At 48.6% G+C, this 17536-nt stretch carries 18 protein-coding genes; 11 read left to right on the forward strand and 7 right to left on the reverse strand.

The features are described from left to right. The first annotated feature begins 11 nt into the window (after positions 1 to 11). The gene (ptsP, locus tag HCX92_RS07080; RefSeq protein WP_248290013.1) at positions 12 to 1766 is read left to right on the forward strand and encodes a phosphoenolpyruvate--protein phosphotransferase; all 1755 of its coding nucleotides are present in this window, start codon (positions 12 to 14) and stop codon (positions 1764 to 1766) included. Between the two features lie 88 nt (positions 1767 to 1854). Here ptsP and HCX92_RS07085 read toward each other — a convergent pair whose 3' ends face one another. The 3 genes from HCX92_RS07085 to HCX92_RS07095 form a co-directional block, all read right to left on the reverse strand. Beyond that, entirely contained in the window at positions 1855 to 3021 is a 1167-nt protein-coding gene (locus HCX92_RS07085; RefSeq protein ID WP_169294225.1) for a nitronate monooxygenase family protein, read from the reverse strand. 250 nt (positions 3022 to 3271) lie between these two features. After that, a complete protein-coding gene (locus HCX92_RS07090; protein ID WP_169294226.1) occupies positions 3272 to 4498 on the reverse strand; it encodes an ammonium transporter in 1227 nt (408 codons plus the stop codon). A gap of 72 nt (positions 4499 to 4570) precedes the next feature. Then, entirely contained in the window at positions 4571 to 4909 is a 339-nt protein-coding gene (locus tag HCX92_RS07095) for a P-II family nitrogen regulator (RefSeq protein WP_169294227.1), read from the reverse strand. A gap of 295 nt (positions 4910 to 5204) precedes the next feature. Here HCX92_RS07095 and HCX92_RS07100 point away from each other — a divergent pair, with 295 nt between their 5' ends. The 9 genes from HCX92_RS07100 (at position 5205) to HCX92_RS07140 (ending at position 13263) form a co-directional block, all read left to right on the forward strand. Then, entirely contained in the window at positions 5205 to 5858 is a 654-nt protein-coding gene (locus tag HCX92_RS07100; RefSeq protein WP_169294228.1) for a hypothetical protein, read from the forward strand. Positions 5859 to 6039: 181 nt separating this feature from the next. Beyond that, entirely contained in the window at positions 6040 to 6276 is a 237-nt protein-coding gene (locus tag HCX92_RS07105) for an accessory factor UbiK family protein (protein WP_169294229.1), read from the forward strand. Positions 6277 to 6368: 92 nt separating this feature from the next. Continuing rightward, a complete protein-coding gene (locus HCX92_RS07110) occupies positions 6369 to 7886 on the forward strand; it encodes a YifB family Mg chelatase-like AAA ATPase (protein ID WP_169294230.1) in 1518 nt (505 codons plus the stop codon). A gap of 451 nt (positions 7887 to 8337) precedes the next feature. Further along, a complete protein-coding gene (gene rpmI, locus HCX92_RS07115) occupies positions 8338 to 8535 on the forward strand; it encodes a 50S ribosomal protein L35 (RefSeq protein ID WP_169294231.1) in 198 nt (65 codons plus the stop codon). 12 nt (positions 8536 to 8547) lie between these two features. Next, positions 8548 to 8907, forward strand: coding sequence for a 50S ribosomal protein L20 (gene rplT, locus HCX92_RS07120; RefSeq protein WP_169294232.1), 360 nt, complete (start codon positions 8548 to 8550; stop codon positions 8905 to 8907). 86 nt (positions 8908 to 8993) lie between these two features. Then, a complete protein-coding gene (gene pheS, locus HCX92_RS07125; protein ID WP_169294233.1) occupies positions 8994 to 10016 on the forward strand; it encodes a phenylalanine--tRNA ligase subunit alpha in 1023 nt (340 codons plus the stop codon). Positions 10017 to 10069: 53 nt separating this feature from the next. Next, positions 10070 to 12475: a phenylalanine--tRNA ligase subunit beta gene (pheT, locus tag HCX92_RS07130; RefSeq protein ID WP_169294234.1), complete on the forward strand. Its 2406-nt coding sequence runs from the start codon at positions 10070 to 10072 to the stop codon at positions 12473 to 12475. A 12-nt stretch (positions 12476 to 12487) separates the two neighbouring features. Continuing rightward, positions 12488 to 12826, forward strand: coding sequence for an integration host factor subunit alpha (locus HCX92_RS07135; RefSeq protein ID WP_169294235.1), 339 nt, complete (start codon positions 12488 to 12490; stop codon positions 12824 to 12826). A 41-nt stretch (positions 12827 to 12867) separates the two neighbouring features. Further along, positions 12868 to 13263, forward strand: coding sequence for a MerR family transcriptional regulator (locus HCX92_RS07140; RefSeq protein ID WP_169294236.1), 396 nt, complete (start codon positions 12868 to 12870; stop codon positions 13261 to 13263). A gap of 112 nt (positions 13264 to 13375) precedes the next feature. On the opposite strand, the gene HCX92_RS07145 is transcribed toward HCX92_RS07140, so the two are convergent. Next, a complete protein-coding gene (locus HCX92_RS07145) occupies positions 13376 to 14536 on the reverse strand; it encodes an alpha-hydroxy acid oxidase (protein ID WP_169294237.1) in 1161 nt (386 codons plus the stop codon). Positions 14537 to 14721: 185 nt separating this feature from the next. Continuing rightward, on the reverse strand, positions 14722 to 15171 hold the full coding sequence (locus tag HCX92_RS07150) for a carboxypeptidase regulatory-like domain-containing protein (RefSeq protein WP_169294238.1): 450 nt from the start codon (positions 15169 to 15171) through the stop codon (positions 14722 to 14724). A 370-nt stretch (positions 15172 to 15541) separates the two neighbouring features. On the opposite strand from HCX92_RS07150, the gene HCX92_RS07155 reads away from it, so the two are divergent. Continuing rightward, on the forward strand, positions 15542 to 15826 hold the full coding sequence (locus tag HCX92_RS07155; RefSeq protein WP_211182300.1) for a hypothetical protein: 285 nt from the start codon (positions 15542 to 15544) through the stop codon (positions 15824 to 15826). A gap of 339 nt (positions 15827 to 16165) precedes the next feature. On the opposite strand, the gene HCX92_RS07160 is transcribed toward HCX92_RS07155, so the two are convergent. Next, complete coding sequence (locus tag HCX92_RS07160) at positions 16166 to 16939, reverse strand: YggS family pyridoxal phosphate-dependent enzyme (RefSeq protein WP_169294239.1); 774 nt, start codon at positions 16937 to 16939, stop codon at positions 16166 to 16168. 14 nt (positions 16940 to 16953) lie between these two features. Then, complete coding sequence (locus HCX92_RS07165; RefSeq protein ID WP_211182314.1) at positions 16954 to 17217, reverse strand: DUF2249 domain-containing protein; 264 nt, start codon at positions 17215 to 17217, stop codon at positions 16954 to 16956. Positions 17218 to 17536: the final 319 nt, after the last annotated feature.

Genomic DNA, 17536 nt, shown 5'->3' on the forward strand with positions numbered 1-17536 from the left:
TGGGCCTGCATATGAGAGAATCAAAGGATATCGCCCCTTCAACCGCTGTGATGCTCATGCGTGGAAAGGGTGTGGCCCGAGGGTTTGCCATTGGTCGTGCGATTATTATGGGTGCAGCCACCCTGGAAGTCGCACACTACCGCATTGCCACTGATGATATCCCGCAGGAATGTGCCCGTCTTGATGCTGCGCTTGAAACGGTTTACAACGATCTGCAGCATATTATTAAAAATCTGCCGCCCGATGCGCCCAAAGAACTGACCCCTTTGCTAAATGTTCACAGCTTGCTGGTTTCCGATCCCATGCTGTCAGAACAAACCCGCGAAATCATTGCCAGTCGCCAGTACAATGCCGAATGGGCGTTAAGTACCCAGGGCCAATTGCTGGCGGATCAATTTTCGCTCATGGAAGATGAATATATTCGTGAGCGTGCCGCCGATGTCAATCAGGTTATTGAAAGGGTGTTGCGGGTTTTATCAGGGATGGGATCATCCCTGTTGCCCGATATGTCGCCAGATCTGGATATTAATTCATCCATTGTTGTGGCCCATGACATTTCTCCTGCTGACATGCTGAAATTGCGTGGGGCCCGTTTTGCCGCTTTCGTGACCGATCTGGGCGGGGCAACCTCACATACGGCCATTGTTGCCCGCAGCATGAATGTCCCTGCCGTGGTTGGCTTGGGCAATATTCGCAGTCTGGTGCGTGATAAAGACATGTTGATTGTCGATGGTGAAGCCGGTATCGTTATTGTCAATCCGTCCGAACCTATCCTGGCCGAATACCAGCAAAAACAGGATGCGTATATACGGGAACGTGCCGAGTTGATTGTACACAAGGATGAGCCAGCCATTACCCTTGATGGTAAAAAGATCAAGCTTGAGGCGAATATCGAATTGCCACACGAGGCCGATGAGGTCATGAATCTTGGGGCGGATGGGATTGGACTGTTTCGTAGTGAGTTCCTGTTTATGGGCCGGGAAACCTTACCCGATGAAGAAGAGCAATACGAAGCCTATTCGTATGTTCTGAAAACCATGCAGGGCAAGCCTGTTACCATCCGAACATTGGATATCGGTTCAGACAAAACCCTCGATGGTGAAGCCACCGTTGCCGCCAATCCGGCCTTGGGGTTACGGGCTGTCAGATATTGTCTGTCACGTCCCGAAATGTTCCAGACACAATTAAGAGCTTTGCTTAGGGCTTCGGTGCATGGGAAATTAAGGATCCTGATTCCCATGCTGTCTCATATGCATGAGTTGCATTCGGTCAAGCAGGCGATTGAATTTGCCAAAAACCAGCTTGTCGAAGAGGGGTATGCGTACGCAGACGACATTGAATTGGGTGCCATGGTTGAAATACCGGCCATTGCGATTGCCATAGAACCATTCCTGAAGCATCTTGATTTTGTTTCTATCGGAACCAATGACCTGATCCAGTATACGCTGGCTATTGATCGGGTTGATAACGAAGTCTCGGATTTATACGATCCCATGCACCCGGCTGTTTTGCGTTTGATTTCCCAAACCATACAGGCCGGAGAGCGTGCCGGTAAAGCAGTGGCGGTATGTGGTGAAATGGCGGGTGAATCCCGTTACACGCGGTTATTGTTGGGTTTGGGCCTGACCGAGTTTTCCATGCACCCGCAGCAATTGCTTGACGTAAAAAAAATAGTGCGCACCTCTCATACCAATGCCTTGAGAAGCAAAATTGCCACGGCACTTAATCACGCCGAATACATAGACCTGGCTGCCCTTGAGATCTAAGTGTGAAAAAAAAGACCGGTTTTAAACCGGTCTAAATTTTGAACACTGAGGAAGGAAGGGCCGGTCTGTGCCGGTTAGATAAACAGGTTTAGCCTGGCATGACCGGTTTTTTTCCGGTCAGGAAATACTGAATGGTTTCATAAACGGTGCGGATCTGGTCGCCAAAGGGGAGTGGATCTTTGCTGCGGAAAAACAGGCCTTTGCGGACATCACCATTGAAGGCATCGGAAAGGCGTTGGTCGATGCAGAACTGACCAATTTTACTGATGCCATCGCGTAGCCCGCACACACTAAGGCAGTTCATGCTTTGTACGCAACGGCGAGGATCGGCCTTGGCATTGGCCTGCAGTTTTTGTTCGTTATTCAGGTATTTTTTCAGGAAAGGGGTCAGAACGCCACGGGCAGGCAGGCCGGCGACGGACATGAATTCCACAATATCTTCTTCCTTGGCTTCGGAAAGCGTTTTCTTGAAGTTGATATGGGCATCGCCTTCCTGGGTAACGGCAAAAGCGGTGCCAATCTGAACCGCGTTGGCGCCCCAGTCTTTAAGGGCGGTTTGGATTTTCTTGAAGTTGGCCATGCCGCCAGCAAGAATAAGTGGAATTTTTTCGTTTTCAAGCCCCAGTTGTTTGAAAACCTGCGACGTTTCTTCAAGAACCCTTCTGAAACTGAAACGGTCATTGTTGAGGTCTGTCATGCTGGGAGAGCCCAGGTGGCCGCCGGCATGATTGGGATGCTCGATAATGATGGCATCGGGCAGGCGGTTTTTTTTCATCCAGCGCTTGAGCACAATGTTGATGCCGCGCGATTCTGACAGGATGGGGAACAGGGCAACGTTGGGGTGATCGGCAGCCAGATCGGGTAATTCAAGTGGCAGACCGGCACCCATGACAATGGCGTCGGCACCGGACTCGCAGGCTTGTGTAATTAGAGCCGAGTAGTCGGATACCGCTTTCATGACGTTGACGGCAATCATGCCTTGGCCATTGCTTTGGGCCTTGGCGGCCTTGATTTCGCGATCAAGGGCAATGCGATTGAGTTTGTCGTAGTTTTCTTGTACGGGGATTTCTTTGGATTTCGCTAAAAGATCGGGGTGCAGGTGACGTAAATCGATGCTGGCAATGGTGCCGATGGCATTTTCGCGGGCTACTGCACTGGCTAGTTTGTTGGCTGAAATGCCAACACCCATGCCCCCTTGAACGATAGGAAGCAACTTGCGATTTTTAATGAGAAGGGGGTCAAGGTTTTGTGTCATGCTTTAAAATTTAAGGCGATATCAATAAGATGTATTTTATATGCATCTTTAATGATTTCAATCAATTTATGTATATTGCCTTTTATTTGAATATCTTTCTTGATCCATATCAATAAACGGTCTGCTTTCAAAATGTGGGGAATAAGTTTTTGTGATTAATCAAACTCAATAAAAATGATTAATCAAACTCAAAAAAAACGCCACTCATTTTTATATGAATGGCGCGAGTGCAAGCAGAGCTTATCTGCGATTAGAGGTGATAGCCTTGTTCTCCATGGTAGCTGATATCCAGGCCTTGGCGTTCGGAGTCTTTTTCAGCCCGGATGCCGCGGGTAAAGAAGCCTGCAATTTTCAGGGCGACGAAGGTAACCACCGCACACCATATTGCTGTGATCAGCATGCCTTCAAGCTGGAGCCATACTTGGTAAGGAACTTCGCTGACAGTGTCAAGACCAGGGCCACCGAAGGGTTTTGCATTGAAAATACCGGTCAGCAATCCGCCAATAATACCTCCGACACCGTGGATGCCAAACACATCCAGAGAGTCATCGACACGCAGGGCACGTTTCAGACCATTAACACCCCACAAACAGAAAGCGCTGGTGATGAAACCGATAATCAGGGCACCAACGGGACCGACCAGGCCAGCGGCGGGGGTAATACCGACCAGACCGGCGACAGCGCCTGATGCCGCACCCAGCAAAGAGGGGTTTCCTTTGGTTTTCCACTCAAGCAGTACCCAGGCGATGACGGCAGCAGAGGTGGCCAGCAAGGTGTTGAAGAATGCAAGGGCAGCTTGTGTGTTGGCACCCAGGGCAGAGCCTGCATTGAAACCGAACCAACCCACCCATAACAAAGCAGCACCAGTCATGGTCATGGTCAGGTTATGGGGTTGCATGGGCTCTTTACCGTAACCCAGGCGTGGGCCAACCATATAGGCGGCAACCAGGGCAGCCACACCAGCGTTGATATGCACGACGGTACCACCGGCAAAGTCCAGTGCTGCGCCAGACAGCAGGCCGGTCGATGACCAAATCATGTGGGCAACCGGTACATAAGAAAATGTCATCCATATGGCCATGAAAATCAGGACGGCGGAAAATTTGATGCGTTCGGCAAATCCACCAATAATCAGTGCGCAGGTAATGCCGGCAAAAGTGGCCTGAAAGGAGGCAAAGGTCAGCTCGGGAATACTGCCATTCATGGCGTAGGTATCGTTACCGATGTCATACATTCCAGAGAAAAACAGTCGACCCAGGCCACCAAAAAACGCATTGCCATCGGTGAAGGCCAATGAATAGCCATAGACAAACCAGAGGATAATGACAAGAGCGAAGGTGACCAGGACCTGGCTCATGATAGACAGAATGTTTTTACTGCGTACCAGTCCGCCATAAAACATGGCCAGTCCAGGAACGACCATTAACAGAACCAGTATTGTAGAAATGCTGACCCAGACGAGATCGGCTTTATCCATGATGAAATCCTTTAAAGTCAAATAATGAGTGTGGTTTTGTATAAATCATTATTTTTATTGATGAAATTTAATTCAAAGTGCGGCCTCGCCAGCCTCACCGGTACGAATGCGGACAACCTGTTCTAGATCGGTGATGAAAATCTTGCCATCTCCGATTTTTCCTGTCGTGCCAGCCTGGCAAATGGTTTCGATAGCCTGTTCGACCATGGCATCGGCAATGGCGGCTTCAAGCTTGATTTTGGGCAGAAAATCAATAATATATTCCGCACCACGGTACAGTTCGGTATGACCTTTCTGGCGTCCAAAGCCTTTTACTTCGGTGATGGTCATGCCTTGTATGCCGATCTCGGCCAGGGCGGTTCGGACTTCATCCAGCTTGAAAGGTTTAATAATGGCAGTTAGCAATTTCACGGTAGTCTCCATTGCGGGTGAAAATTTAATATTTCGAAATGAGAAATATCGGTTCAATAGTGATTAAGCAAAAACCGTGCCAAAAAATCATGTGTAAAATATGTCCGTCAAGTTTCTTTTTGGTGCAAAACGTGATCCATCATGGTGCAAAAATCTTAAATTGCGATTGAGTCTGTCAAGAATGGTCAAAGCGATAAAAAAAACATCACAAAATGAAATGACATAGAGGTGAATCATTGTTTTTTCTTGTGTGTTGGTCGATACTGTTAAATATTTCTTTTTTTTAGGAGCATGTATGAAATATTCTTTGTCCAAATTAAGTATGCTGGCGGTCGTTTCTTCGGCATTTGTACTGGCCGGGTGCGATCAGGAAACAAAAACAGGGGGTGATCAGGTTGCCACCAAAGCGACAGAGGCTACGAATATTGCTGTGGAAACCGTCCAGGAAGCAGGGCAGCAGGCTGTGGATGCGGTTAAGGAAACCACTGAGAGCGTGGTTGAAACCGTTAATACTGCCACTGAAAACCTGAAAAAAGATGCAGCGGCAACGGCTCAAGGCTTGTCTGACGCAGCCCAAGTTGCCAAAGAGGAAGCCAAGGCAACTGCCGAGAGCGTAGTGGAGTCTGTGAAAGAAGCCGCAGCTAGTGCTGAAGAGAAGGCCAAGGCAGCGACTGAAAGCGTGATTGAATCAGTCAAGGAAGCTACAACAGGTACGGAAGAAAAAGCGGCAGCCACCACTGAGGGCGTGGTTGAGAGCGTCAAGGAAGAAGCGGTAAGTGCTGAAGGAAAAGCCGAGACCCTTACCGAAAATGTGGTGGAGTCTGTGAGTAATGCGACCACTGAAGCAGCTGAGTCAGTGAAAGAGGAAGTTTCCAGTATCGTGGAAACATCTTCTACAGATAGCACAGCCGCTGATGCCGTCCAGGAAGAAGTCAAGCCTGCTCAGTAAATGGCTTAATATGATTGATCAAAACGGGCATTTCAGCTGCGAATGCCCGTTTTTTTTCAATCTGCTGTTGCTTTATCTGAAAAAAATGAGGGCTTATTAAACTGAGCCGGTTTATTCTTATCCATATTATCTATAATGATTCATCTCACTATAAATATATATTTTTACTCAGGGGTGCCCCATGAAAAGCGGTAATCAAATTTTCGAAGAGTTTCAAAAAAACATGCAGGAACTTATTGCCAAAAGTCCCGCTGCCGATATTGAGAAGAATGTAAGGGCATTTATGTCTCAAGGTTTCTCCAAACTGGATCTGGTGACTCGTGAAGAGTTCGATATCCAGGTGGCCATGGTTGACAAATTGCGTGAGCGCATCGACACCCTTGAAGCCCAGGTCAAGGCACTTGAAGAAAAAAAATAATCATCGTGCTTTCAACGATAGACAAAAAGGCCTCATCAGGCCTTTTTTAATGGCTTTCGCCCGCATAATACAGGGCTGTTGCGGGAGTGTTTATGACATTGGCGGTACTAAAAAGCTGTGCGATTGCGGGCATGCATGCGCCAGAGGTGCGGGTAGAGGTTCATGTTGCACCGGGTTTGCCCGCTTTCAATATTGTGGGGTTGCCAGGTACTGGTGTAAAAGAAAGTCGTGAGCGTGTGCGTTCGGCGTTAAGCAATTGCGGTTATCAGTTTCCGGCAGGTCGCCTGACCGCCAATTTGTCACCGGCAGATTTGCCCAAGGATTCGGGCAGGTTCGACTTGCCAATTGCCCTGGGTGTCTTGCTGGCCAGCGGGCAAATTATCATGCCTCCCGAGCAGGCGGCAGACAGGTTGTCCAGAACGGTTTTCGCGGGTGAGCTTTCATTAACCGGCACTTTAATGCCGGTTGCGGCTCCTTTGGTGATCGGCCTGTCGGTGTATCGGCAAAAAATCAAGGATGCGGTTCTTGTCTTGCCCAAAGAAAATGCTGCGGTCGCGGCGCATATTCAGGGGCTGAACGTATTGGGCGCCAAAACCTTGAAAGAGGTGGCTGATTTTTTGGCTGGAGACGCCCATCCCGAGTATGAAATAGCCCGAGAAATGTCCTGTAAAGAAACAGAGGATTATCCTTGTTTGTCCGATGTCAAGGGTCAGGCAATGGCCTGTCGCGCTTTGGAAATTGCCGCCTCGGGTGGTCACGGTTTGCTTATGTCGGGTTCACCGGGGGTGGGTAAAAGCATGCTGGCGCAACGCTTGCCCGGGTTATTGCCGCCCCTGTCCAGTGAGCAGTTGCTTGAGGTGACAGCGGTGCAAAGTCTGTCGCAGCGTGAAGTGCACATGTCCATGCAAAGGCCGTTCAGGGCACCGCATCACTCGGCTTCCATGGTTTCCCTGATAGGGGGCGGGGCACAGCCAAAGCCAGGGGAAATCAGTATGGCTCACCATGGGGTTCTGTTCCTGGATGAATTGCCCGAATTTGACAGAAAAGCCCTGGAGTCCTTGCGTGAGCCAATGGAAAAAGGAGAGATTTGTATTACCCGGTCCAGCTGTTCGGTCGTGTATCCGGCACAATTTCAATTAATCTCTGCCATGAATCCCTGTCCCTGCGGGTATCTTGGGCATGCCAGCAAACCTTGCGTGTGCACCCCTGAAAAAATCAATCGCTACCAAGGTAAATTGTCGGGCCCCTTGCTGGACCGGATTGATATGCAAATTACGGTGCATCCTTTTCGGGGAAATTGGGATACGGCACAGGCTGCCGAGCCTTCGGTGGTTGTGAAGAAGCGTGTGGCACATTGTCGGCATGCCCAGCAAGACCGGCAAGGCAAGCTTAATGCACACCTCGATGCAGCCGATATTGGCCGATACTGCCTGTTGGATAGTGCCTGCAGCCAGCTTATCCAGCAGGCATGCCAGCGATTTGGCTGGTCTGTCAGGGTTATGCATCGGGTTTTGCGGGTGGCCCGTACCATTGCCGACATGGCTGGCAAAGATGAAATTGATATGGTCTCGCTTTCGGAAGCCATCAGCTATCGCCAGCAAATGGATTAACAGCGCAAAGTCATTGTTTGTCCTGTCGTTCGGGTGCGTGTGGCCGTGACTGGGCCGGTATGTGAAACAAGCGATAAAGAAGACATAAAACCCGGTAAAGATGCTTGCGTGGATATTTTGCCTACACAATCGGATTAATTTTCCATTTATATTAGACAATAAAACAAAAATCATCGTATAATCAATGGTTTCCTGCAACCTCTTAGGTTTGCCTTGTGGGTGGCATACACAAATCGGCCTGAAACCATCTTTTTTCGGGTTTTACAACCGGTTTTAAACGGGTTTTTTGCCGGTTTAAAAGGTCAACAGTAACCTTGCAAGGTATGTTGGCTTTTGTTTGTCCATTATTTTCAGGGTAAATTCGAACGAAGTCTTGCATGAGAATTGATTAGGGTTTTGCAAGTTCCGGCATTTGGCTGGGCACCTTTAATCAGCATTATTGGGTTATATCATGCCAAAAATGAAAACCAAAAAAGGCGCTGCCAAGCGCTTTAAGGTTCGCGCCAGCGGATCTATCAAGCGTGGTCAGGCGTTCAAACGTCACATCCTGACCAAAAAAACAACCAAGAATAAACGCCAGTTGCGTGGTTCTGCTGCAGTTCACGATTCAGACGTGGCTTCAGTCAAGGCAATGATGCCTTTCGCTTGATAGGAGAATAATATGCCTCGCGTAAAACGCGGTGTTACCGCACGTGCTCGTCACAAAAAAGTTATTGCTGCAGCTAAAGGCTATCGTGGCCGCCGCGGTAATGTATTCCGCATTGCCAAACAGGCAGTGATGAAAGCCGGTCAATATGCTTACCGTGACCGTCGCAACAAAAAACGCACATTCCGTGCACTCTGGATTACTCGTATCAATGCTGCTGTTCGTGAACATGGCGTTACATACAGTGTCTTTATTGCTGGCCTTAAAAAAGCGGCAATCGAATTGGATCGTAAAGTTCTGGCCGATATGGCAGTTAACGACAAAGCAGGTTTTGCCGCTGTCGTTAATCAAGCTAAAGCAGCCCTGGAAGCCTAAGATCCAACAGTTGTAAATTAATTGCTGTACCCAACAGGCGGGGCTCACTATGGGTCCCGTTTGTTTTTTTAACGAATGGTAATTTCATGACACAGTCGCTCGATGAACTTATAAGCCAAGCCCAGGAAAAATTCGCAGAAGCTGCCGATGCAGCCGCCCTGGAAAATGAGAAAGCTAAATTTTTAGGTAAAAACGGTGTAATTACCGGCCTGATGAAAGGTCTGGCACAGTTGGCGCCTGATCAAAAGCGAGCAGAAGGTGCCCGTATCAACCAGGCCAAGCAACAAATAGAATCCTTGCTGAACGAGCGCCGTGATGAATTTGCCAGGGCCGAATTAAATAAACGTCTTGCCGCTGAAACCATTGATGTCAGTCTGCCTGGTCGAGGACGTTCCAAAGGGGGCATTCACCCCGTTATCCAGACCTGGCAGCGTATTGAGGAAATTTTCCGTTCCATTGGTTTTGACGTGGCCGATGGTCCTGAAATTGAAAATGACTGGACCAACTTTACCGCCTTGAACAACCCCGAGAACCATCCGGCGCGTTCGATGCAAGATACCTTCTACGTCGATATGAACGATGCAGATGGCCTGCCTTTGCTGTTGCGCACACATACCAGTCCCATGCAGGTGCGTTATGCCCGCATGCATAACCCCCCCATTAAAGTGATTGCCCCGGGCCGTACCTATCGTGTTGATAGTGACGCCACACACTCTCCCATGTTCCATCAGGTAGAAGGGTTGTGGATTGCCGAAGATATTTCTTTTGCCGACCTGAAAGGGGTATACACCAATTTCCTGCGTGCGTTTTTTGAAACTGAAGACTTGTGCGTGCGTTTCCGTCCTTCATTCTTTCCATTCACAGAACCTTCTGCCGAAATTGACATGATGTTTACGTCCGGCCCCAATCAAGGGCGCTGGCTGGAAATTTCCGGCTCGGGACAGGTGCATCCTACCGTGGTGAAAAACTACGGACTGGATCCCGAAAAATATATTGGCTTCGCTTTTGGCTCGGGCATCGAGCGCCTTACCATGCTGCGTTACGGTGTTAACGACCTGCGCCAGTTTTATGAAGGTGATCTGCGCTTCCTGCGCCAGTTCAACCGCTAAGTTGGCCTGCAGTTCAGGCAGTCATCCCATTCATTGCAAAGAATTGAATTATTATGTTATTTCCAGAATCCTGGCTTAGATCATTGGTTAATCCGGCCATTAACACCGAAGAATTGTCCCATCGCCTGACGATGGCTGGTCTAGAGATTGAAGATACCGCACCGGTTGCCCCGCCATTTTCGGGCGTGGTGGTAGCCCAGATTGTTGAAATCGCCCCTCATCCCAACGCAGATAAACTGCGTATCTGCCAGGTTGATGACGGTTCTGGTGAACTGTTGCAGATTGTTTGTGGCGCACCGAATGCCGCCAAAGGTATTAAAGTGCCCTTGGCTAAAATCGGGGCTGTGCTACCGGGCAATTTCAAGATCAGCAAAGGCAAGCTGCGTGGTGAAATGTCTTTTGGCATGTTGTGTTCCGCACGGGAACTGGGTCTTTCCCAGGATCATGCCGGCTTGCTGGAACTGGAAGAGTCCGCGGTGGTTGGCCAGGATATTCGTCAGGCTCTGGATCTGGATGACACGGTTTTTGAAATCAAGTTAACCCCTAACCGTGCCGATTGTCTTTCCTTGCATGGTATTGCCCGTGAGGTTGCTGCACTGACCGGTGCACCCCTCAAGGCGTTTGATTATTCACCCGTTGAGGTGTCCATTAATGACAAACTCGCGGTTGATGTGCAAGCCCCCGATTTATGCGGGCGTTTTGCCGGTCGTATCATTAAAGGCGTCAATGCCAAAGCGCCTACGCCGGCCTGGATGAAATCCCGCCTTGAAAGGGCAGGACAGCGTTCCGTGTCTGCACTGGTGGATATTTCCAACTACGTCATGCTTGAATTGGGCCGTCCCACTCACGTTTTTGATTTCAATAAAATCAATGAGGATCTGGTGGTTCGCTGGGCCAAAAAAGGGGAATTCCTGAAGCTGCTGAACGGTCAGACCGTTGAGTTGGATGAACAGGTAGGTATTATTGCCGCCGGTGACACGATTGAAAGCCTGGCCGGCATCATGGGTGGCGATGCCACTGCGGTGAGTCTGGAAACAACGGATATTTTCGTTGAAAGCGCTTTTTGGTTCCCGGAAGCCATTGCCGGTCGCAGCCGTCGCTTTAAATTCAGCTCCGAGGCCAGTCACCGTTTTGAGCGTGGCGTGGATTTCCAGAACGTGGTTGAGCACCTCGAGTATATCTCTCGCCTGATCCTGGATATTTGCGGTGGTCAGGCTGCACCGATCGATGACCAGATCATCAATCTGCCACAGCGTAACCCGGTTTCCATGCGGGTTGCCCGTTGCCGTAAGATTCTTGGTATCCCGGTAGAGACCGCGGAAATTGAAAAAATCTTTACGCAACTGCAACTGCCTCACACTTTTGATGGTGAGGTGTTTACGGTAACCCCGCCTTCCTACCGTTTCGATATAGAAATCGAAGAAGACCTGATTGAAGAAGTTGCCCGTATTTATGGCTTCGAGCGGATTCCTGACAATCCTCCCAAAGCACTGGCTGCCATGCTGCCAAGCAATGAAACCCGGCGTAGTGAGCATGACATGCGTTATGTCATGGCCGCTCTTGACTATCAGGAAGTGGTGAATTTCAGTTTTGTGGAAACAGCCTGGGAAAGCAATTACATGGGTAATCAACATCCCATTAAACTGCTGAACCCGATTGCCAGCCAGCTGGCCGTTATGCGTTCCGGCCTGATTGGTGGTTTGATTGCCAATATCTGTCATAATGCCAAGCATAAACAAACGCGTGTTCGGGTGTTTGAACTGGGACGTGTGTTCAGTCGCAATGCAGCCGTCAAAGACGGTGATCTGACAGTGGCCAATATCAGCCAGCCTTTGCACCTGGCTGGCGCAGCCTGGGGGCCTGCCGTTCCCGAGCAGTGGGCAGAGCCGGTTCGCCAGGTGGATTTCTTCGACGTTAAAAATGATATTGAAAATCTGTTTGGTAAAAAAGCGGAATTGCTAAGATTTGTGGCACAGCCACACCCTGCCTTGCATCCTGGCCGTAGTGCTGCCATTTTACTGGATGGCAAGCAGATTGGTTTCATGGGTGAATTGCATCCTCAGTGGGTTCAAGATAACGAGCTTGCACATGCACCCGTGGTTTTTGAAGTGGCGGTCGATGCACTTTCGCATGTTGGCTTGCCTGAAGTCAATAACCTGTCACGTCAACCCCTGGTTATTCGGGATCTGGCGATCTGGGCACCGGTTGATTTACCTGTCCAGGCAATTCTGGATACACTTGCCTTACATCAAAAAGATTTGCAAGAACTTGATATTATTAAGGAAGTTTCTTTATTTGATGTCTGGCGTGATGTAAAATCCGAGTCTGGCGAGCGCAGTCTGGCTTTCCGTTTTGTGCTTCAGGATCCGCAGGCAACATTGGAAGAAGTGCGTGTTGAACAATGCATGGCATCTGTTCTGAATGTTTTGGTCAATGCACACAATGTGCGTCAACGCTAAGGCAATATTGAAATGGCAGAAGAAAATACTACACTTACCAAGGCCGAATTGGCCGAAATGTTATTTGATCGTGTTGGTCTGAACAAGCGTGAAGCCAAAGACATTGTGGATACTTTTTTTGAAGAGATTCGCGAATCCCTGGCAAAAGGTGAGCCGGTGAAATTGTCCGGTTTTGGCAATTTTCAGGTTCGCGACAAACCGGCCCGTCCCGGTCGCAACCCGAAAACCGGTGAGGTTATTCCGATTGCGGCCCGTCGTGTCGTGACTTTTCATGCCAGTCAAAAGCTTAAAGCGATTGTCGAGCAGGGGGATGCCTATGATCCCAATGCTGAATATGCACTTCAGGATTAAGGTGTATTCCATAAAAAATCATTTGGGTTTACAATCAAGCGATGAATCAAAAAGCCAATACCACTTCGACCATCTTGCCGCCCATTCCGGCAAAACGTTATTTCACCATTGGTGAAGTATCCGAATTATGCTTGGTAAAACCACATGTTTTACGCTATTGGGAACAAGAGTTCACCCAATTGAATCCTGTTAAAAGACGCGGTAACCGTCGTTATTACCAGCACCACGAAGTGCTGTTAATTCGCAAAATCCGCGATTTGCTGTATGAACAGGGTTTTACCATCAATGGGGCGCGCAATCGTCTGGGGGATGCACGTGATATCCCGCATGACCAGGATGCCGCTGTTCGTCTTTCAGGTCCAGAGCTTCAGTCTTTGCGCGCTGAATTGAATGACATTGTTGGTATGTTCAACCACTTGCTTAAAGATCGTGTCTAAGTGTGTAAAACATCGTTTTGCATAAACAGCTTTGCATGTTTTGAAAAAAAGCCGCCATATTTTTGGCGGCTTTTTGTATTAAAGACAGAATACAGACAAAAAAACCTGCTGTTTAGCGGTTCATAATCAGAATATCTTTGTTGACATGATTGATATTGGTATGACCACAAAACGCCATGCTGATATCCAGTTCATTGGCAATAATTTCCAGCGAGCGGGTCACGCCATCAAGACCATAGGCACCCAGTCCGTACAGGAAAGAGCGGCCGATTAATGTGCCTTTGGCGCCCAGTGCAATGGCACGCAAGACATCTTGTCCCGAGCGGATGCCACCATCGAGCCAGACTTCGGTTTGACCACTATGGTTGTTAAGGGCTTCAACGATATCGGGCAGGACGGTAATAGTAGACGGCGCACCATCGAGCTGGCGGCCGCCATGATTGGACACCACGATAGAGTCGGCACCACAATCGGCCGCATGCAAGGCATCTTCCTTGTCCATGATGCCTTTGATAATCAGTTTGCCACCCCATTTCTTTTTAATCCATTCCACATCGTCCCAGCTTAGGCTTGGGTCAAACTGTTCGGCTGTCCAGGAGGCCAATGAAGACATATCGCCCACCCCTTTGGCATGTCCCACAATATTGCCAAACGTACGGCGTTTGGTTTTCAACATATGCCAGCACCACTCTGGTTTAAGGGCCAGATTCATTAAATTTACCAGGGTGGGTTTGGGGGGGGTGGATAGCCCGTTCTTGATATCCTTGTGGCGTTGGCCCAGTACCTGCAGATCCAGTGTGAGCATTAAGGCAGAGCAATTGGCGGCTTTGGCGCGATCAATCAGGCGTTCGATATAGTCTTTGTCACGCATGACATACAGTTGGAACCAGAAGGGGGCGGATGTATGGGCAGCCACGTCTTCAATAGAGCAAATGCTCATGGTGGACAGCGTGAAAGGAATGCCGAAGCGTTCTGCCGCCTTGGCTGCCAGGATCTCACCATCAGCGCGCTGCATGCCGGTTAAACCGGTGGGGGCGATGGCTACGGGCATGGCGGTATCAATGCCAATCATTTTGGTTTTCAGGCTGCGGCCTTCCATATTCACGGCAACGCGCTGGCGGAATTTGATCTTTTGGAAATCGCTTTCATTGCTGCGATAGGTGGATTCTGTCCAGGAACCTGAATCGCAGTAATCGTAAAACATTTTTGGGACTTTGAGTTTGGCAATGCGTCTGAGGTCTTCAATGCAGGTTATTTTTGCCAGATTTGCCATTAATAATACCTCTATGGTGGAGTCAACTTTAAAGGTTCAATTTTATACTGTTCTGTCTGGGCCGTCATACAAAAGCCATGAAAATAAAACATCCTGCCTGGTTGGGCAGGATGTCTGCAGGAAAGAACAGGTTGCTGGCCTGCTATAGGCACTTTCCAGCGTACCGGATATTGGCATTTGATGGCTTAGTTACCCGCAGCCCAACGCATGACATTGTTCATCTGGGCATTTCCTTGAAGCCTGAAAGTACTGCTTTGGGTTTGGTTGTTGTAAGTTGCTTTCAGGTTATATGTGCCATCGGGTAACTTGACATAAAGCAGCGGGCCGGTATTACTGGCCTCAAAGACGGTCTGGTTGTGCTGGTTGGTAATAACAACCTGTACGGCGCTTAGATAGGCGCCTTGTTGGTCGGCAAAAGTTAAGTGCACATTGTAAAGGTTGGAGTGTGCCTTGATCTCGTTTTGTTCGCTATTGCCAAACCCACCCGTGATATATTGGACTGACTGATTGTAGGTTTGTGGTTGTACCTGGGCGTGCACTACATTTTGCATGCCAGCGTAAAGGCCAAAAGCAATAGCTGATGTGAGCATGAATTGCTTGATGATTTTGGGATCAAAATGGTATGTTTTTTGCATGGTACTTCCTTTTTTGAGTTTACAACTATTTAAAAGGGTGCCGATGTGATGCAGGCAGTTTGACCTTTTAAGTGCGTTTCATTGTACAGGCCAGGCATGCGATTGCATCATTCTGAATTCCACTGAAATATTTAATCAGAAAAACACTGTGATATCAATAGATTAAGTGTGTTGGATTTTTGTGTTTATTGCTCACGGTGTAGGGGTGGATTGTATTGTTTGATACTTCAGTTATTAATCCCACGCTTTCAATTGGATTATTCAATCTCTTAAAACAGTATTTGATGAAACGCAGGTGCTTATTTTCGCATCTAATGGCTGGATATTCCCAAACAATGGGGATATTTGGCTATTGAACAGGAGAAAAGCCATGAATAAGATAATTTTACCTTTGCTGGTGGGGACGCTTTCACCGGGATCTTCTTTTGCGGTTCAGGCGCATGATGTCAGTGAGGCTGTTGCAAAATCTCCGCCCGAGGCACCTTATAAAGCTGTCAGTTCCCTGGTGAAACTGCCTGATTTTATTCCCGGCCTGGGGCAGTTGTTTGTTGATCCTGCCACCTTGTCTGCAGGGCCATTTCTGGCCTATGACCGTGATGGTAAATTGGTTAGCACTATTTACATGATTCCCATTCAGGATATGGTGCCCGAATAATCATTTACAGACTTGAAGGTGCCCGGTATTGCCGTAGATCATACCGATATCATGTATAACGCAGGGCATCTTCGGCATCGGCATCCTACTTCAGGATACCGCGTGCAACTCGGAACAGGCGCGGGTTATACCGTCGTACGAGGATCTCAAAGGCAGGCGTATTGCCTGCAATAATTTGAAAAACCAGGTCATTATCTGATGCTTCTGCGGACGCTGTGTAAGGCATATCCAGTGGCATGACGGTCTCCTGAAAGCGCTTTCTTCCCGTTATACCCGTATTTGGTGTTTTCCACAAACAAAACGTTCTATTTGTCGTGCCAGGAGAAAGTGGAAGACACTTTATGGCTGTGAGGGCCAATAATAACTGTCGGGTAGGGCACGTGCGCCAAAAATGGCCTGACCAACCCGCACCACGGTGGCACCTTCTTCCACCGCCATTTCATAATCGCCTGACATGCCCATGGAGAGTTCGTGCAACTGTACATTGGCCGGCGCGTCTTGCTGCAAGCGGTCACGCAGATCGCGTAGCAGGCGGAAGCAGCCGCGTACCCGCTGCTCATTGTCTGACAGGCAGGCAAGTGTCATGAATCCTTTGACTTTCAGGCAATCAAAATTCGCCAGGGATTGAATGAAAGAAGCGGTTTCTTCAGGAGGAAGACCATATTTGCTGGCTTCACCCGAGGTATTGACCTGTACAAACACATTTAATGAGCGGCCTTCGGCCTGTAATCTGCGCTCAAGAGCCTGGGCAAGCCTGAGGCTATCCAGTGCCTGGAATTCTGCCGCGAACTTGGCTACAAATTTGGCCTTGTTGGTTTGCAGGTGGCCAATCACCGACCATTGCAAGTCAGCCAGCTCTGGCAGGGACTGCCATTTGTCAAAAGCTTCTTGCACCTTGTTTTCACCCAGAAAACGGCATCCTGCCTCATAGGCCAGCTGAATGCGTGCCTTGTCTACCGTTTTGCTAACGGGTAACAGGCGCACAGTATTAGCATCCCGACCAGCGCGATGGCAGGCAGCGGCAATTTTTTGCCTGACTGCAGCCAGCTTGCTTTTGAAGTCTTCAATGGTTAAGGCGGTGGGGTAGCGGTTTTCCTGGGTGGATGTTGTCATGAGTGATTGAAAAGTTAACCTTGTATCTGGAAATCAATCACGATCTGGCCGGGTTCACGGGCAACGTAGGCAATGGCAACCTGGTTACCAAAATGCGCCTCGATTTGCGCCAATAAGGGCAAGGGATCGTGATCATTGCAAAAACGCATTGTCTCACCGGGTTGCAGGGCAGACAAGGCACCAAAAATAGCCGCATGGCGAAAGCGTTTGGAGACACCACGTGCATCGAATGGGTAAACATGTGGGTCAAACATGGGTAAAGAAGCGTCTTGGGTCATGATAGTTGAAATAAAGTAAATAAGTAAGCGTGAATAAGAGGATGGCAGGTGCAATGTACCGGGCGGTACAGGGAAAGTATTGCACCTGGATTTCATTATAGATACGCCTGGTTTCCGCAAGGGCTGGAACCATAATCACTTCATGGTTACTTGAGTAAATTACTATGGTATTGTTGATGCAGATTAAGTAAAAACCATGGGTGTGTGTTTTTTCATACAAAAAAGAGGTTTTTCTGAAGACTTCAAGATTTTTAAAAAAACTAAAAATTATGTGTTTTTTTATTAGTGCATGAAAAAAATATTTTTTTAATGGGGTTGT

The sequence above is a fragment of the Advenella sp. EE-W14 genome, assembly GCF_012923605.1.
GTDB lineage: Bacteria > Pseudomonadota > Gammaproteobacteria > Burkholderiales > Burkholderiaceae_B > Advenella > Advenella alkanexedens.

Coding starts and splice junctions, on each gene's coding strand:
- rplT (WP_169294232.1), top strand. CDS start 8,548: ATGCCTCGCGTAAAACGCGGTGTTACCGCACGTGCTCGTCACAAAAAA.
- HCX92_RS07135 (WP_169294235.1), top strand. CDS start 12,488: ATGGCAGAAGAAAATACTACACTTACCAAGGCCGAATTGGCCGAAATG.
- HCX92_RS07145 (WP_169294237.1), bottom strand. CDS start 14,536: ATGGCAAATCTGGCAAAAATAACCTGCATTGAAGACCTCAGACGCATT.
- HCX92_RS07140 (WP_169294236.1), top strand. CDS start 12,868: ATGAATCAAAAAGCCAATACCACTTCGACCATCTTGCCGCCCATTCCG.
- HCX92_RS07155 (WP_211182300.1), top strand. CDS start 15,542: ATGAATAAGATAATTTTACCTTTGCTGGTGGGGACGCTTTCACCGGGA.
- HCX92_RS07160 (WP_169294239.1), bottom strand. CDS start 16,939: ATGACAACATCCACCCAGGAAAACCGCTACCCCACCGCCTTAACCATT.
- HCX92_RS07105 (WP_169294229.1), top strand. CDS start 6,040: ATGAAAAGCGGTAATCAAATTTTCGAAGAGTTTCAAAAAAACATGCAG.
- HCX92_RS07165 (WP_211182314.1), bottom strand. CDS start 17,217: ATGACCCAAGACGCTTCTTTACCCATGTTTGACCCACATGTTTACCCA.
- HCX92_RS07090 (WP_169294226.1), bottom strand. CDS start 4,498: ATGGATAAAGCCGATCTCGTCTGGGTCAGCATTTCTACAATACTGGTT.
- ptsP (WP_248290013.1), top strand. CDS start 12: ATGAGAGAATCAAAGGATATCGCCCCTTCAACCGCTGTGATGCTCATG.
- HCX92_RS07150 (WP_169294238.1), bottom strand. CDS start 15,171: ATGCAAAAAACATACCATTTTGATCCCAAAATCATCAAGCAATTCATG.
- HCX92_RS07085 (WP_169294225.1), bottom strand. CDS start 3,021: ATGACACAAAACCTTGACCCCCTTCTCATTAAAAATCGCAAGTTGCTT.
- pheT (WP_169294234.1), top strand. CDS start 10,070: ATGTTATTTCCAGAATCCTGGCTTAGATCATTGGTTAATCCGGCCATT.
- rpmI (WP_169294231.1), top strand. CDS start 8,338: ATGCCAAAAATGAAAACCAAAAAAGGCGCTGCCAAGCGCTTTAAGGTT.
- HCX92_RS07100 (WP_169294228.1), top strand. CDS start 5,205: ATGAAATATTCTTTGTCCAAATTAAGTATGCTGGCGGTCGTTTCTTCG.
- pheS (WP_169294233.1), top strand. CDS start 8,994: ATGACACAGTCGCTCGATGAACTTATAAGCCAAGCCCAGGAAAAATTC.
- HCX92_RS07110 (WP_169294230.1), top strand. CDS start 6,369: ATGACATTGGCGGTACTAAAAAGCTGTGCGATTGCGGGCATGCATGCG.